Genomic DNA, 15,792 nt, shown 5'->3' with positions numbered 1-15,792 from the left:
CGCTCGGCGACCGGTCGGCGGCCGCGCTGTGTGCACAGGTCGCGGCCTGCCGCCGGCGGACGTGACGCGGAGCTCCCGGGCGATGTCGGTCGCTCGTGGTGTCATCGAGGTGTGGCACTGCGGGGGGACGAGTCGACGCCGGTCTACCGCCTCGTGCAGCCGGGGCCTGCGCCGGTGCGCCGACCCCGGCTCGACCCCACCCAGCAGGCCGTCGTCGACCACCCGGGCGGGCCGTTGCTCGTCCTCGCCGGCCCCGGGACCGGCAAGACGACGACGATCGTCGAGGCGGTCGCCGCGCGGATCGACCGCGGCGTCGACCCCGAGCAGATCCTCGTCCTGACCTTCAGCCGCCGGGCCGCCGCCGAGCTGCGCGACCGCGTCACCGCGCGGGTGGCGCGCACCATCCGGGAGCCGCTGGCCCGCACCTTCCACTCCTACGCCTACGGCGTGCTGCGGCGGGCGGCGCTGCTGCGCGGGGAGGCACCCCCCCGGCTGCTCACAGCCGCCGAGCAGGACGCCGTCGTCGCCGAGCTGCTGCGCGGTGACCTCGCCGGGGAGGGCGCGGTGCGCTGGCCGGAGTCGCTGCTGCCGGCGGTGACCAGCGCCGGGTTCCGCGGCGAGCTGCGCGACCTGCTGCTGCGGGCCACCGAGCGGGGCGTGGGCCCCGAGGTGCTGACCGCGTGGGGCCGCGAGACCGGCGCCGAGGCGTGGCTGCACGCCGCGGCCTTCCAGGAGCAGTACGAGGCGGTCACCGCCTTCTCCACCGCCGGCGGCGGCGACGCGTCCGGCTACGACCCCGCCGAGCTGGTCCGTGCCGCGATCGCCGAGCTCGAGGACGACCCGGCGCTGCTGCGCGCCGAGCGCGAGCGGGCCCGCTGGCTGTTCGTCGACGAGTACCAGGACACCGATCCGGCACAGGTCGAGCTGTTGCAGCTGCTCGCCGGCGGCGGAGGCGACCTGGTCGTCGTCGGCGACCCCGACCAGGCCGTCTACGCCTTCCGCGGCGCCGAGCCGCGCGGCATCGTCGAGTTCCCGGAGCGGTTCCGCACCGTCACCGGCCGGCCCGCACCACGGCTGTCGCTGGGTGTCTGCCGGCGCTCGGGCCCGGCGCTGCTGGCGGTCGGCCGGCGGGTCGCCGAGGCGCTGCCCGGCCCCTGGGAGCACCGCCGGCTGGCCGCGGTCGAGGGCGCCGAGGAGGGCGCCGCCGAGGTGCACGTCTTCGGCTCGGCGGCGGTCGAGGCCGCCTACGTCGCCGACACCCTGCGCCGCGCGCACCTGGTCGACGGCGTCCCGTGGTCGGAGATGGCCGTCGTCGTCCGCACCGCGCTGGCCATCGGGCCGCTGCGGCGGGCGCTGACCTCGGCCGGCGTCCCGGTCGAGGTCGGCACCGACGACCTGCCGCTGGCCGCGCAGCCGGCCGTCGCGCCGCTGCTGGCCGCGCTCGGCGCGCTGCTCCCGAGGTCGGGTGCCGAGTCGGGCACGCTCGCCCTCGACGAGCCCGGCGCCGAGGCGCTGCTGACCTCGCCGCTGGGCGGCGCGACCGTGCTGGACCTCCGCCGGCTGCGCCGGGCGGTGCGGATCGCGCAGGCCCAGCGCGGGGTCGACGCCGACGAGCGGGGCGCGCCGCTGGCCACCGCGCTCACCGACCAGGCGCTGCTCGAGGAGCTGCCCGAGCCCGTCGCCCGTCCGGCGCGCCGGGTCGCCGACGTGCTGGCCGCCGGTCGGGTCGCGCTGGCCCGCGACGGCTCCGCCGAGGACGTGCTCTGGGCGATGTGGCAGCGCAGCGGCCTGGCCGGCCGGTGGGCTCGGGCCAGCGCCGCGGGCGGGTCGGCCGGGGCGGTCGCCGACCGCGACCTCGACGCCGTCGTCGCGCTGTTCGACGCCGCCGCGGGCTTCGTCGACCGGCTGCCCTCGGCCACGGCCGGGGCGTTCGTCGAGCACCTGTCGGCCCAGGAGCTGCCCGGGGTGGCCGGCGCCGGCCGGGGGTCGGCGGCCGACGCCGTCCGGCTGGTCACCGCGCACGCGTCCAAGGGCCTGGAGTGGGACGTCGTCTGCGTGGCCGGCGTGCAGGAGGGCATCTGGCCCGACCTCCGCGACCGGGGCACGCTGCTGGGCACCGAGCTGCTGGTCGAGCGGGTGGCCGGCATCGACGGCACGAACATCGACCGGCGCGTGCAGATGCTGGCCGAGGAGCGGCGGCTGTTCTACGTCGCCTGCACCCGCGCCCGCCGGCGGCTGGTGGTCACCGCCGTCGAGGGTGCCCTGGACGGTCCCGACGCCGGCGCCTCCGCGTCCCGGTTCCTCGACCTCGTCGTCCCCCCGCCCGACGACGGCCGGCCGCTGACGCCCCTGCCGCGCTCGCTCACGCTGCCCGCCCTGGTCGCCGACCTGCGTCGGGCGGTCAGCGATCCGCAGACCGAGCCGGCGCGCCGGTCGGCTGCCGCCGCGGTGCTGCGCCGGCTGGCCGACGAGGGCGTCCCGGGCGCCTCCCCGGCCGACTGGTGGGGCCTGGCGCCGCTGTCCGACGACGCCCCGCTGGTGCCCGACGGCGAGGCGGTGCGGGTGCGCCCGTCGGCGATCGAGACCTTCCAGCGCTGCCCGCTGAAGTGGGTGCTCGGCGCGGTCGGGGCCGAGGCCTCGCCGGACGCCACCCGCACCGTCGGGTCCGCGGTGCACGCCGTGGCCCAGAAGGTCGCCGAGGGGCTGCCCGCCGCCGAGGCGCGGGTGGCGCTGACCGAGGAGCTCGACCAGCTCGACCTCGGTCCCGGCTGGGCCGACCAGCGGCAGCGGACCGCCGCGCGCGACATGCTGGAGCGCTTCCTCGGCTGGCACGCGGCCAACCGCCGCGAGCTGCTGGCCGCCGAGGCCGACTTCGACGTCACCGTGGGCCGGGCCCGCATCCGCGGCCAGGTCGACCGGCTCGAGCGCGACGGGGACGGCCGGCTGGTCGTGGTCGACCTCAAGACCGGCCGCAGCGCCGCGCGCGACATCGACACCCACGGGCAGCTGGCCGCCTACCAGGTGGCCGTCGCCGCCGGTGCGTTCGGCGAGCACGGCGACGCCCCCGGCGGCGCCGCGCTGTTGCAGGTCGGCTCCGGGGCCCGGGCCAAGGAGCAGGCGCAGGACCCGCTGCCGGCCGGCGTCCCGGTGGGGGAGACCTGGGCCGGGGAGCTCGTGGCGCAGGTCGGCGACGGCATGGGGGCGGCCACCTTCGAGGTGCGCACCGGCAGCCACTGCTCCCGGTGCCCGGCCCGGCGCAGCTGCCCGCTGCACGAGCGCGGCCGGCAGGTCACCGCGTGACACCTCGAGGTACGAGGCCCCGTTCCGGGTCCCCTCGCGAGCCTGCGAGCGGAGGGCGGAACGGGGTCCTTGAACAACTCGCGTTCGACGACGCCCTGTTCGGCGCGCCGCCCGAGCCGGTTCGGGAGAAGCGGCTGCTCACCCCGGCCGAGGTCGCCGCCCGCTGCGGGCTGGCGTACGCGCCGTCCGACGAGCAGGCGCGGGTGGTGTCAGCGCCGGCCGACCGGCCGCTGGTGGTCGTCGCCGGGGCCGGCTCGGGCAAGACCGAGACCATGGCCGCCCGCGTCTGCTGGCTGGTGGCCAACGAGCTGGTCGCCCCCGACGCGGTCCTCGGGCTGACCTTCACCCGCAAGGCGGCCAGCGAGCTGAACGAGCGCATCCGGATCCGGCTGGGTGCGCTGTCCCGGCACCCGGGGACCGACCCGGAGCTGAGGGAGCGGCTGGCCGTCGCGATGCCGACGGTCTCGACCTACCACGGCTACGCCGCGTCGCTGGTCAGCGAGCACGGACTGCGGATCGGCGTCGAGCCCGGCGCCGGCGTGCTCGGTCCGGCCATGTGCTGGGGGCAGGCGTCCTCCGTCGTCTCCGGGTGGACCGGCGACATGGACGACGTCCAGCTGAGCCCGCTGACCACCGTCGAGGACGTGCTGGCGCTCGCCGGCGAGCTCGGCGAGCACGACATCCCCGCCGACCGGCTGCGCGCGTGGACCGCGCACCTGGAGCGGCGGATCACCGGCTACCCCGACGCGAAGGGCAAGCGCGGCCCGTACAAGCCGGTGCTGGAGATGCTGGCCCGCCAGCGCGCCCGCGTGGCGCTGCTGCCGCTGGTGGAGGCGTTCGAGGCGCGCAAGCGGGCCGCCGGGGCGATCGACCACTCCGACCAGGTGGCGCTGGCCGCGCGGGTCGCCGTCTCCGCGCCCGAGGTCGGCCGCCGCGAGCGGGCCCGCTGGCGGATCGTGCTGCTCGACGAGTACCAGGACACCAGCGTCGGCCAGCTGCGGATGCTGGAGGCGCTGTTCGGCCGCACCACCGGGCACGCGGTGCTCGCCGTCGGCGACCCGCGGCAGTCGATCTACGGCTGGCGCGGTGCGTCCGCGGGCACGATCGAGCGCTTCGACCGCACCTTCCCCGGCGTCCGCGGGAAGGAGGCGCAGCGGCTCACCCTGGCCACCAGCTGGCGCAACGACGGCGCGGTGCTCGCCGTCGCCAACGACGTCGCCGGCCTGCTGCCGGCGCCCGAGGTGCCGCTGCCCGACCTCGCGCCGGCGCCCACCGCCGGGCACGGGCTGGTCACCGCCGGTCTGTACACCACCGTGGCCGAGGAGACCGAGGCGCTGGCCGACCGGCTGGCCGCCTGCTGGCGCGGCGAGGACCCGGCGCTGCCGCCGCGTCCCGACGGCCGCCCCCCGACGACGGCGGTGCTGGTGCGCACCCGCAGGCAACTGCCCGGCATCGCCGCCGCCCTGCGCGCCCGCGGCCTGCCGGTCACGGTCGTCGGCCTGGGCGGGCTGCTCGAGGTGCCCGAGGTCTCCGACGTCGTCGCCACGCTGACCGTGCTCGTCGACCCCACGGCCGGCGACGCCATGGGCCGGCTGCTCACCGGCGCCCGCTGGAGGATCGGCCCCCGCGACCTCGCCGCGCTCGAGGCCCGCGCCCGCGCGCTGGTGCACGCCCGCCGTCCGGCCCGCGAGGACGACGACGACCCCGCCGCCCGCCCGTCGGAGCGCGGCAGCCTCGTCGAGGCGCTCGACGACCTCGGCGACCCCGCGGCCTACTCGCCGGCCGCGTACCGGCGGCTGCGCCGGCTGGCCGCGGAGCTGGCGCACCTGCGCGGCCGGCTGGGGGAGCCGCTGCCCGACCTGGTCGACGACGTCGCGCGGGTGCTGGGGCTGGAGACCGAGCTGGCCAGCGCGCCCGGTGTCAGCCCCGGCGCGGCGCGGGCGCACCTCGACGCGCTGCACGCGGTCGCCGCGGAGTTCACCGAGCTGGCCGAGCTGCCCTCGCTGCCGGCCTTCCTCGGCTACCTGCGCGACGCCGAGGAGCGCGAGCGCGGACTCGAGCCCGGCGAGGTCGCGGTCGACCCCGAGTCGATCCAGCTGCTCACCGGCCACTCGGCCAAGGGCCTGGAGTGGGACGTCGTCGCCGTGCCCGGCATGACGGCCGACCAGTTCCCGGCTCGCACCGACACCAGCGACTCGTGGGTCAGGGACCCCGGCGCGGTCCCGGTCGACCTGCGCACCACCGACCGCGAGGAGCTGCCGCAGCTGCGCCTGCCGGTGCCCGGCTCCGGCGACCAGGCCGCGGTGCGCGCCGCGCTCGAGGACTACGTCGAGGAGTGGAAGCGCTTCGGCGAGGCCGAGGAGATCCGGCTCGGCTACGTCGCGGTCACCCGCGCCAAGCACCTGCTGGTGTGCTCGGGCAGCTGGTGGCGCGAGGGCGTGAAGCCGAACGGCCCCTCGCTGCTGCTCGACACCGTGCGCCGCGCGTGCACCGCCGGCGCCGGCGTCGTGGTCGCGTGGGCCGAGCGGCCGGAGGAGGGCGCTCCCAACCCGGCGCTGGAGGAGTGGCCGGTCGGCGTCTGGCCGGTCGACCCGCTCTCCCCGCCGCGCCGCCGGGCGCTCACCGCCGCCGCCGAGCTGGTGGCCGGCGCCGCTCCGCACCCGCTGGACGCCGACGCCGCGCTCGGCACCGGTGACCCGGAGGTGGAGCGGTGGGTGCGCGACGCCGACCTGCTGCTGCGCGAGCGGCGCCGCACCGCCCGCCCGACCGTCGAGGTGCCGCTGCCCAGCCACCTGTCGGTGTCCGAGCTGGTCACCCTGCGCCGCGACCCGGCGGAGCTGGCCCGGCGGCTGCGCCGGCCGATGCCCGCCGCGCCCGCACCGCTGGCCCGCCGCGGCACCGCCTTCCACGCCTGGCTCGAGGAGCGCTTCGGCGCCGCCCGGCTGCTCGACCTGGACGAGCTGCCCGGCTCCGGCGACGAGTCCGCCGCACCCGACGGCGCGCTGGCCGCGCTGCAGGAGGCGTTCCTCGCCGGCCCCTGGGCCGACCGGCAGCCGGTCGAGGTCGAGGTGCCCTTCGAGACGCCCCTGGGCCCGCTGACCCTGCGGGGGCGCATCGACGCGGTCTTCGACGACGGCACCGGCGGCTTCGAGGTCCTCGACTGGAAGACCGGCCCGCCGCCGTCGGGCGTGGAGCTCGCCGCCGCGGCGGTGCAGCTGGCCGCCTACCGGCTCGGCTGGTCGCGGCTGACCGGCGTCCCGGTCGAGCGGGTCAGCGCCGGGTTCCACCACGTCGCCGCCGGCGTCACGGTGCGCCCGGTCGACCTGCTCGACGAGGCCGGCCTGCTCGCCCTGGTCACGGGCCAGGGCGCCGACGACGACCTGCCGCCCGAGCCGCAGGAGGACTGACAGCGCCCTGCCGGCTGGGTGCGTGGACTGCCGGCGTGATCGCACCCGCACAGCGGGGGACGAGCCGGCGATGGGGCCGGGGCCGCCACGGGAGCCGCCGTGGGCCTCAGGTCGAGGCGATGCGGTCCAGGACCGCGACGGCCAGCGGCTCCGGGGCCTGCTCGGGGACCCAGTGCGAGACCCCGGTCAGCTCGACGAACCGGTAGTCGCCGGCGACGTGCTCGGCGCAGCCCTCCGCGGCCCGCCGTCCGATGGCGACGTCGCCGTCGCTCCACACGTAGGTGGTCGGCACGGTCACGTCGTCGACCGGGGTGGCCGAGCTCATCGCCCGGTACCAGTTGAGCGCGGCGGTCAGCGCGCCCGGCGCCGACAGCACGGCCACGTACTCGTCGACGGACTCGGCGGGGACGGCGTCCCCGAACATCCGCCGCAGCCGCCGGGCGTCGTCGGCCAGCAGGACCTCCTCGGCCTTGCCCTGCTGCCAGAACAGCCGGATGTAGGCCGAGCGCTCCTGCTGCTCCGGGTCCGCGCGCCACGCGGCGGTGAACGCCGCCGGGTGCGGCACCGAGACCGCGGTCAGCGAGCGCACCCGGTCCTCGTGCCAGGCGGCCAGCGCCCAGGCCACGTTGGCGCCCCAGTCGTGCCCGACGACGTCGGCCGTCGGCACGTCCATCGCCGTCATCAGGTCGGCGGTGACCTGCGCCAGGTTGGTCAGCGCGTAGGCCTCGACCTCGGCCGGCCGCGCGCCGGCGGAGTAGCCGAGCTGGTCGACGGCGTAGGTGCGCAGCCCCGCCGCGGTCAGCTGCGGGGTGACCGCCGCCCACGACGCCGAGGTCTCCGGGAAGCCGTGCAGCAGCAGGACCGGCCGTCCGTCGTCCGGCCCGTCGCCGCGGACGTCGAACGTGAGGTCGCCGACGTCCACGCGCAGGAGCTGTCCCGACATGGCCGCGACGCTACCGTCGGGAGTCGTGAGCAGCCCGGAACGCGACTTCGTCCGCGCGCACGCAGGCGACCTGCACGCCGATCTCGACGCGTGGTTGCGCATCCCGTCGATCTCCGCCGATCCGGCCCACGCGCGGGACGTCGCCGCCAGCGCCGAGTGGCTGGCCGCCGCGCTGCGCCGCACCGGCTTCCCCGTCGTGGAGGTGTGGGAGACCGCCGGCGCCCCCGCCGTCTACGCCGAGTGGCCCTCGGCGGACGACGGCGCTCCGGTGGCCCTCGTCTACGGCCACCACGACGTCCAGCCGGTCGACCCGCTGGAGCTGTGGACGCACCCGCCGTTCGAGCCGACCCGCGTCGAGGGTCCCGACGGCCCGGAGCTGCACGCCCGCGGCGCGATCGACGACAAGGGCAACGTCGCCATGCACCTGCTCGGCATGCGCGCGCACCTGGCCGCCGCCGGTCGCGACACCCCCGCGGTCACCGTGAAGGTCGTGGTCGAGGGCGAGGAGGAGTCCGGCTCCCCCCACTTCGCCGCGCTGCTGCGCGAGCGGGCCGACCGGCTGCGCTGCGACGTCGTCGTGGTCAGCGACACGGGGATGGCCGCCCCCGACGTCCCCAGCGCCGTGGTGGCCATGCGCGGGCTGGCCGACGCCGAGATCACCCTGCGCGGGCCCGCCGTCGACCTGCACTCCGGCTCCTTCGGCGGCGGCGTCCCCAACCCGCTGCACGCGATGGCGACGCTGCTGGCGAGCCTGCACGACGCCCACGGGCGGGTCACCCTGCCCGGGTTCTACGACCGGGTGCGGCCGCTCACCGACCGCGAGCGCGACCTCATGGCCCGCGTGCCCTTCGACGAGCAGGCCTGGCTGACCGGGCCCGCCGCCTCCCGCCTGGCGACGGGGGAGGAGGGCTTCACCACCCTGGAGCGGATCGGGGCCCGCCCGACCGCCGAGGTCAACGGCATGTGGGGCGGCTACACCGGCCCCGGCCACAAGACGATCATCCCGGCCGAGGCGCACGCCAAGATCACCTTCCGGCTGGTCGCCGACCAGCGCCCCGCCGACCTGGCCGAGCAGGTCCGCGGCTGGGTCGCGGCGAACCTGCCCGCGGGCATCCAGGCCGACGTGCACGTCCCGGCCGGCGGCGTCTCGCCGTGCGCCAGCGACCTGGACTCCCCCGCGATGGCCGCCCTGCTCGCCGCGATCGGCCAGGCCTTCGACCGCGACCCCGCCGACGTCCTGTTCACCCGGGAGGGCGGCAGCGGACCGGAGGCCGACCTGGTCGACGTCCTCGGCGCACCGCTGCTCTTCCTCGGCGCCGGGCTGCCCACCGACCGCATCCACTCGCCCGACGAGCGGGTGCTGCTGCCGATGCTCCACCGCGGCGCCGAGGCCGTCGCCCACCTCTGGCGGGAACTCGCGACCGTGCCGCTGCGCCCGCGGTGACCGGGCAGCAGGACGGCGCGCACTTCGGCCCCTACCGGATCCTGGGCGTGCTCGGCTGCGGCGGCATGGGGCAGGTGCTGCGGGCGCACGACGCCGAGCACGAGCGGGACGTCGCGCTCAAGGTGCTGCACCCGCAGTGGGCGCAGGACGAGGGCTACCGCGACCGCTTCCGCCGCGAGGCCCGCATCGCCGCCCGGCTCACCGAGCCGCACGTCATCCCGATCCACCGGTACGGGGAGATCGACGGCCAGCTCTTCCTCGACATGCGCCTGGTCGACGGCGAGGACCTCGACTCGCTGCTGCGGCGCACCGGCCCGCTGGACCCCGCCCGCGCCGTCGACCTGGCCGGCCAGGTCGCCCGGGCGCTGGACGCCGCCCACGCCGGCGGCCTGGTCCACCGGGACGTCAAGCCGTCGAACGTGCTGCTCGTCGCCCGCGCCGACGGGCGGGACCTTGCCACCTCCGCCGCCGGGGAGGACTTCGCCTACCTGGCCGACTTCGGCGTGGCCCGCGGTGCCGACGACGGCCCGGGACCGGCGCTGACCGCGGTCGGCAGCGCGGTCGGCAGCGCCGAGTACATGGCGCCGGAGCGCTTCGGCCCGACGCCGCCGGACGCCCGCGCCGACGTCTACTCGCTGGCCTGCCTGCTGTTCGAGCTGCTCACCGGACGGCGCCCGTTCCCCGGGGGCGACCCGGCGCGGGTGATGGCCGCCCACCTGCACGAGCTCCCGCCGGCGCCGTCGTCCCTGCGCCCCGGACTGCCCGCCGCGCTCGACGACGCCGTCCTGCGCGGCCTGGCGAAGGACCCCGACCGGCGCTGGCAGCGCGCCGGCGACCTGGGCGGGGCGGCGCGCGCGGCACTGACCGGCAGCGGCGTCCCGGTGCCGTCCCCGGACGACGCCGCGACCGCCGTCGGGCCTCTCCCGGCCGGCGGCACCCGCTCGGCCACCCGGGTGGTGCCGGTCGCCGTCGCGGGGGCACCGACCCCGGTCGGCCCGGACCCGGCCCCGGCGGGCCGGCCCCGGCTCGGCTGGCTGCCGTGGCTGCTCGCCGCGGCCGCGACGGTCGCGGCGCTGGTGCTCGCCGGGCTGTTCGTCGCGGCCGACCGACGGGCGGACACGGCCGCGGGGAACGTGTCCGGGGTCGCCGAGCGACTGCTCGCCGTGAGCCTGCCCGAGGAGGTCGACCCCGCCGACTGCACGGCCGCCGCGGGGGACGGGGCGGTGCTCGGACGGCTGGACTGCCCGGCCGGGGACCTCGACGACGACGAGGCCCCGGCGGCGACCTACACGCTCTACGCCGGGGACGGCGCGGCCAGCGCCCTCGCCGCGCACGTCGAGTCGGAGGGGCTGGGCGAGCTCGACAGCGAGTACGAGTGCGGGAACGGCGACGACCCGGAGGGCTGGCTGTTCCTGCGCGAATCCGACGACCGGACGGTGGGCCGGCTCGCCTGCTCCCTCGACGCCCAGGGTGACGCGCAGCTGCGCTGGACCTGGGCGGACACCGGCACGCTCGCCGTCGCCGAGGTGCGCGGCGGCGGGGAGGACGGGCTGCGCGAGCTCGTCTCGTGGTGGGACGACGCCGCGGACCGTCGGTGACCGGAACTCCCGGGTGGCGGTCCTAGGGTGACGCCGTGAGTGGGGAGTCCAGCGCGCCGCCGGGGTGGTACCCCGACCCGGACGGCGCTCCCGGGGTGGCCCGGTGGTGGAACGGCGCCGGCTGGTCCGACGTCACCACCCCCGCCGGCCCCGGTGTGGCCGTGCAGGCACCGGCTGCCTCCCCGACCGCGGCGCCCGAGCAGACCCCGCCGCCGGGCTCCGGACGGCCGCCGCGGCGCACCGCGTGGGTGGTCGGGCTGTCGGTGCTCGGACTGGTGCTCGTCGTGCTCATCGGCTTCCTCGTCGGCCGGCCGAGCGGCCTCGACTCTGGCCAGGACGACGCCGCACCGCCCGTTCCGACCGGCCCGACCTTCCCGCCCGGCACGGTCCGCATCGTCGACGAGGCCGCCGGCATCGCCTACCCCTACCTGGGGCCGGGCTGGGTGGAGTACGACCTGCAGGAGGTCCGCGAGACGACGTCCGTGGCCGGGCAGTACCTCATCACCCAGGAGGTGACCCCGGACGGCGGGCCGTTCATCGCCCAGTGCACCTCCGGGCCGCTGTCGCCGCTGTTCGGCTACGCCGGCCCCGGCACCCTGCAGCCGACCCTCGCCCAGGTCGCCGACAGCGTGCGCCGCAACTACTACCCGAGCCCCAACGAGCGGGAGGTGCTGCGAGACGAGGCCCGCACCGTCGACGGCGCCCCGGCGCACCTGTTCGAGTTCGACCTGTCCTGGGACGTCGACGGGTTCGAGGCCTCGGGGGAGCGGGCGGCGCTGCTGCTCATCGACGTCGGGACGCCGTCCCCCGCGCTGCTCTACCTCTCCGTCCCCAACACCCACGCGGAGCTGTACGGGGTGATCGACCGGGTCATCGAGGGCGTCGACGTGCTGTGACACTGTCGGCCTAGCGGCCGACACCGCGTCCACGTGCCGTCCCGGACCCCAGCTGAGCCGCTGCTGCCCGTGTCCCGGTCGGGGACCCTCCGGGCCCCGCGACCGGTCCACCGCGGCTGCCTGCCGTCCCCGGCTGCCGTGGGGCCGTCCCCGTCGTCGAGTGGGCAGTTGCGGTCGGTCGGGGCGGCGTGTCCACGCATGTCGGCGACCGCAACTGCCCACTCGGCGGGGAACCGGGTGCCGGTGCCGGCGGTCGCGGGCCCCTGCCGCCCGGGGCGGCGTCTCCTCGGCGCGGTTAGGGTCGGTCGCGTGACTGCAGCTGGGGCCGACCTCACCCTCCGGCACCCGGTGGAGCGCTTCCGACTCGAGAACGGGCTGCGCGTCGTGCTGGCGCCCGACCGCAGCGTCCCGGTCGTCGCCGTGACCGTCTCCTACGACGTCGGGATGCGCAACGAGCCGCAGGGCCGCACCGGATTCGCCCACCTCTTCGAGCACCTGATGTTCCAGGGCTCGGCCAACGTCCCGAAGATGGAGCACGCCCGCCTGGTCCAGGCCGCGGGCGGCACCTTCAACGGCTCCACCCACCAGGACTACACCAACTACTACGAGGCCCTGCCCGCCGAGGCCCTCGAGCGCGCCCTGTTCCTCGAGGCCGACCGCATGGCGGCGCCGGCCATCACCGAGGAGAACCTCCGCAACCAGATCGACGTGGTCAAGGAGGAGATCCGGGTCAACGTGCTCAACCGCCCGTACGGGGCCTTCCCCTGGCTGCAGCTGCCGCAGATCGCGTTCGAGAGCTTCGCCAACACCCACGACGGCTACGGCTCCTTCGTCGACCTGGAGTCCTCGACGGTCGACGACGCCGCGGACTTCTTCCACCGCTACTACGCGCCGGGCAATGCCGTCCTGTGCCTGGGCGGTGACCTCGACGTCGCGGAGACCGAGGAGCTGGTGCGCCGCTGGTTCGGCCCCATCGCCGCCCGCGACGTCCCGCCGACGCCGCCGACCGGCGAGCCGTCGCCGACCAGCGTGCGCTCCGGCGTGGTCGAGGACCGGCTGGCCCCCGCGCCCGCGGTCGCCCTCGGCTGGCGCGTCCCGGACCCGGTCGCCGACCTCGACACCTACCTCGGCACGGTGCTGCTCGCGGAACTGCTCAGCGAGGGCGACGCCTCGCGGCTGGAGCGCCGGCTGGTGCACGACGACCAGCTCGCCGTGGCGCAGAGCAGCTACGTGGGCCTGTTCGGCGACCCTTTTGACGTCCGCGACGCCACGCTGCTGACCACGCAGGTGCACCACCCCGCGTCGGTCCCGGTGGAGAAGGTCATCACCGCGGTGCACGAGGAGGTCGGCCGGATCGCCTCCGACGGCGTCGGGGCCGACGAGCTGGCGCGGGTGCAGGCGCGCACCGAGGCCCAGCTGCTGCGCCAGGCCGACTCGGTGCTCGGCCGCACGCTGGCCTTCGCCAACGCCGAGCTGGTCCACGGCCGCGCCGAGCTGGCCGGCGAGCTCGCCGCCCGGCTGGCCGCCGTCACCTCCGACCAGGTGCAGACCGCCGCCGGGGGCCTGGACCCCGGCACCGTCGCGGTCCTCGAGCTGCGCGCCACGGGAGGACGTCGATGAGCGAGCTCGCGAGCCCATCCATGGACAGAGCAGTGTCACGAACGCGGCCGACGATCGCCGACGAGGAGGACTCGTGAGTGCTCCCGTGCTGATCCCGCCGCTGGGCGAGCCCCGGCCGCAGCCCGAGCTGGCCGTCACCGAGGAGACGCTGCCCAACGGTCTCCGGCTGGTCGTCGTCCCGCGGCCCGGGGTCCCGCTCGTCGAGCTGCGCCTTCGGGTGCCCTTCGCCGCGGCGACCGCGCGCGCCGCCGCGCAGCACACCGCCCGCGCCTCGGTGCTCTCCGGCGCCGTCCTGCTGGGCACCGGCACGCACGACGCCACCGGCATCGCCGAGGCCGTGCAGGCCCACGGCGGTGAGCTGTCGGTCTCCACCGACCCCGACCGGCTGCTGTTCGCCACCACGCTGCTCGCCGAGGGGCTCGCCCCCGTGCTCGGCGTGCTGGCCGAGGTGCTCACCGACGCCACCTACCCGGCCGACCGGGTGGAGGCCGAGCGGGCCCGGGTCGCCGAGCGGATCTCCATCGCCCGCTCCCAGCCGGGCATCATCGCGCGCACCGCGCTGGCCGCCCGCCGCTACGGCGCGCACCCCTACGCCGAGCAGCTGCCCGCCACCGAGCTGGTCAACGCGGTCCGCAGCCAGGCGCTGCGCAAGCTGCACCGCGAGCGGGTGCTGCCCGCCGGCAGCACCCTGGTCCTGGTCGGCGACCTCGACCCGGGAGCCGCCGTCGACGCGGTCGGCACCGCGCTGGCCGGCTGGACCGGCGAGGGGACGGCGGTCGCCGCCCCGCCGGTGCCCCAGCTGCCCCCCGGGCCGCTGCAGGTGGTCGACCGGCCCGGCGCCGTGCAGTCCAACCTGCGTCTCGGCGGTCCCGCGCCCAGCCGCACCGACCCCGACCTGCCCGCCGTCCGGCTGGCCAACATGGTCTACGGCGGCTATTTCTCCTCCCGGCTGGTGGAGAACATCCGCGAGCGGCGCGGCTACAGCTACAGCCCGCGCAGCTCCGTCGACCACCTCGCCGCCGCGTCCTCGTTCCTGGTCGAGGCCGACGTCGCCACGGAGGTGACCGGGCCCGCGTTCCTCGAGACCTGGTACGAGCTGGGCCGCATGGCGCTCGCGCCGGTCGGCGAGGAGGAGCTGGACGCCGCCCGCCGCTACGTGCTCGGCAGCATGGCGCTGTCGACGGCGACGCACGCGGGGCTGGCCAGCACGCTGTCCGCGCTCGCCGGCTCCGGTCTGCCGCCGCAGTGGCTGGCCGAGCACCAGCAGGCGCTGGCCCGGGTCACCGTCGAGGAGGTGCAGGAGGCGGCCCGCCGCGTCCTGCGGCCGGCCGGACTCACCGCCGTCGTCGTCGGCGACGCCGGGCAGGTCGCCGACGAGCTGCACGCGTTCGGACCGGTCGAGGTCGTCCCCGCGGCGGAGCCGGCATGAGCGTGCCGAACGGCGGCAGCAGCCTGGCGGACAACCCGCCGCCGTCCGGTGACGGCGTCGCCTGGCCGGAGAGCAGCCCCTCGCCGGCCGGCGCGGTGCCGGTGCTGTCCCGCTCCGCGCACGACCGCAGCCACCTGGCGCGCATGCTGCCCGACCCGACCGGCGGTCGCCCGGTGCGGGTGCTCACCGTCGACGAGCGGCGGACCGTGCCGGTCGAGGAGGCCGAGGGCGGCCCGCGGCTGCTGTGGGAGGAGCGCACCGGGCTGCCCGAGGGCGCGGTCTACCTCGGCGAGGCCGACGGCGTGCCCTACGCCGCCGTCCGCGGGGACCGGCGGCTCATGGTGGGCGACCGTCCGGTCGACACCTGGGCCGGCCTGCGTGACCTCGGCGCGGACCTCGACGACCTGGACGCCGGGCTGCTCGCCGAGGCGATCGCCATGGTCGAGTGGCACGACCGCAACCGGTACAGCCCCCTGTCCGGCGCGCGGACGACGATCGAGCGGGGCGGCTGGGTGCAGCGGGACCCGCAGACCGGCGCCGAGCTGTTCCCCCGCACCGACCCGGCCGTGATCATGCTCGTCCACGACGGCGGCGACCGGTGCGTGCTGGGCCGCCAGGCGGTGTGGCCGCCGGGACGGTTCTCCATCCTCGCCGGCTTCGTCGAGCCGGGGGAGTCGGCGGAGGCCGCCGTCGCCCGGGAGGTCGCCGAGGAGGTCGGGCTGCAGGTCACCGACATCCGCTACGTGGGCAGCCAGCCGTGGCCGTTCCCGCAGTCGCTGATGCTCGGCTACACCGCCCGCGTCGAGGGCGACCCGACGCTGCGGCTGGACCCGACCGAGATCGAGGAGGCGCGCTGGTTCACCCGCGACGAGCTGCGCTCGGGCGCCGGCCCCCGGGCGCTGCCGCCGGCTGTCTCCATCGCCCGGCACATCATCGACCGCTGGGTGGACGGCGAGCTGTAGGCGGGCGCCCTCCCGAGCCTTCGGCCCAGGGGGGGGGGGGGGGGGGGGGGGGGGGGGGGGGGGGGGGGGGGGGGGGGGGGGGGGGGGGGGGGGGGGGGCGGGGGGGGGGGGGGGGGGGGGGGGGGCGGGGGGGGGGGGGGGGGGGGGGGGGGGGGGGGGGGGGGGGGGGGGGGGGGGGGGGGGGGGGGGGGGG

Annotated in this window: 9 protein-coding genes; 8 read left to right on the top strand and 1 reads right to left on the bottom strand. The window is 77.5% G+C overall.

The features are described 5' to 3' along the window. Window positions 1-111 precede the first annotated feature (111 nt). Complete coding sequence (locus ACI78Z_RS16085) at window positions 112-3,300, top strand: ATP-dependent helicase (RefSeq protein ID WP_457037541.1); 3,189 nt, start codon at window positions 112-114, stop codon at window positions 3,298-3,300. After that, a complete protein-coding gene (locus tag ACI78Z_RS16080) occupies window positions 3,297-6,707 on the top strand; it encodes a UvrD-helicase domain-containing protein (protein WP_457037540.1) in 3,411 nt (1,136 codons plus the stop codon). The genes ACI78Z_RS16085 and ACI78Z_RS16080 overlap by 4 nt, the downstream gene beginning before the upstream one ends. Window positions 6,708-6,813: 106 nt before the next feature. Here ACI78Z_RS16080 and ACI78Z_RS16075 read toward each other — a convergent pair whose 3' ends face one another. Beyond that, window positions 6,814-7,650 (bottom strand): alpha/beta fold hydrolase, encoded by an 837-nt coding sequence (locus ACI78Z_RS16075; RefSeq protein WP_457037539.1) that lies wholly within the window; start codon window positions 7,648-7,650, stop codon window positions 6,814-6,816. 25 nt (window positions 7,651-7,675) lie between these two features. Here ACI78Z_RS16075 and ACI78Z_RS16070 point away from each other — a divergent pair, with 25 nt between their 5' ends. The 6 genes from ACI78Z_RS16070 (at window position 7,676) to nudC (ending at window position 15,599) form a co-directional block, all read left to right on the top strand. Beyond that, complete coding sequence (locus ACI78Z_RS16070; RefSeq protein WP_457037538.1) at window positions 7,676-9,094, top strand: dipeptidase; 1,419 nt, start codon at window positions 7,676-7,678, stop codon at window positions 9,092-9,094. Continuing rightward, complete coding sequence (locus tag ACI78Z_RS16065) at window positions 9,091-10,692, top strand: serine/threonine-protein kinase (protein WP_457037537.1); 1,602 nt, start codon at window positions 9,091-9,093, stop codon at window positions 10,690-10,692. The genes ACI78Z_RS16070 and ACI78Z_RS16065 overlap by 4 nt, the downstream gene beginning before the upstream one ends. A 35-nt stretch (window positions 10,693-10,727) precedes the next feature. Next, window positions 10,728-11,588 carry a DUF2510 domain-containing protein gene (locus tag ACI78Z_RS16060; RefSeq protein ID WP_457037536.1) on the top strand — a complete coding sequence of 287 codons (861 nt, stop codon included), beginning with the start codon at window positions 10,728-10,730 and terminating at the stop codon, window positions 11,586-11,588. A 309-nt stretch (window positions 11,589-11,897) separates the two neighbouring features. Further along, on the top strand, window positions 11,898-13,208 hold the full coding sequence (locus ACI78Z_RS16055; protein WP_457037535.1) for a M16 family metallopeptidase: 1,311 nt from the start codon (window positions 11,898-11,900) through the stop codon (window positions 13,206-13,208). Window positions 13,209-13,281: 73 nt separating this feature from the next. After that, window positions 13,282-14,637 (top strand): M16 family metallopeptidase, encoded by a 1,356-nt coding sequence (locus ACI78Z_RS16050; RefSeq protein ID WP_457037534.1) that lies wholly within the window; start codon window positions 13,282-13,284, stop codon window positions 14,635-14,637. Beyond that, window positions 14,634-15,599: an NAD(+) diphosphatase gene (gene nudC, locus ACI78Z_RS16045; protein ID WP_457037533.1), complete on the top strand. Its 966-nt coding sequence runs from the start codon at window positions 14,634-14,636 to the stop codon at window positions 15,597-15,599. Before ACI78Z_RS16050 ends, nudC begins: the two co-directional genes overlap by 4 nt. Window positions 15,600-15,792: the final 193 nt, after the last annotated feature.

The sequence above is a fragment of the Geodermatophilus sp. SYSU D01176 genome, assembly GCF_054050015.1.
The sequence above is the reverse complement of the archived record's forward strand: the minus strand, read 5'-3'. Positions and strand labels throughout refer to the sequence as shown.

Bases quoted from the DNA above. Each gene is read 5' to 3' on its own strand.
- ACI78Z_RS16075 (WP_457037539.1), bottom strand. From the start codon at position 7,650: ATGTCGGGACAGCTCCTGCGCGTGGACGTCGGCGACCTCACGTTCGAC.
- nudC (WP_457037533.1), top strand. From the start codon at position 14,634: ATGAGCGTGCCGAACGGCGGCAGCAGCCTGGCGGACAACCCGCCGCCG.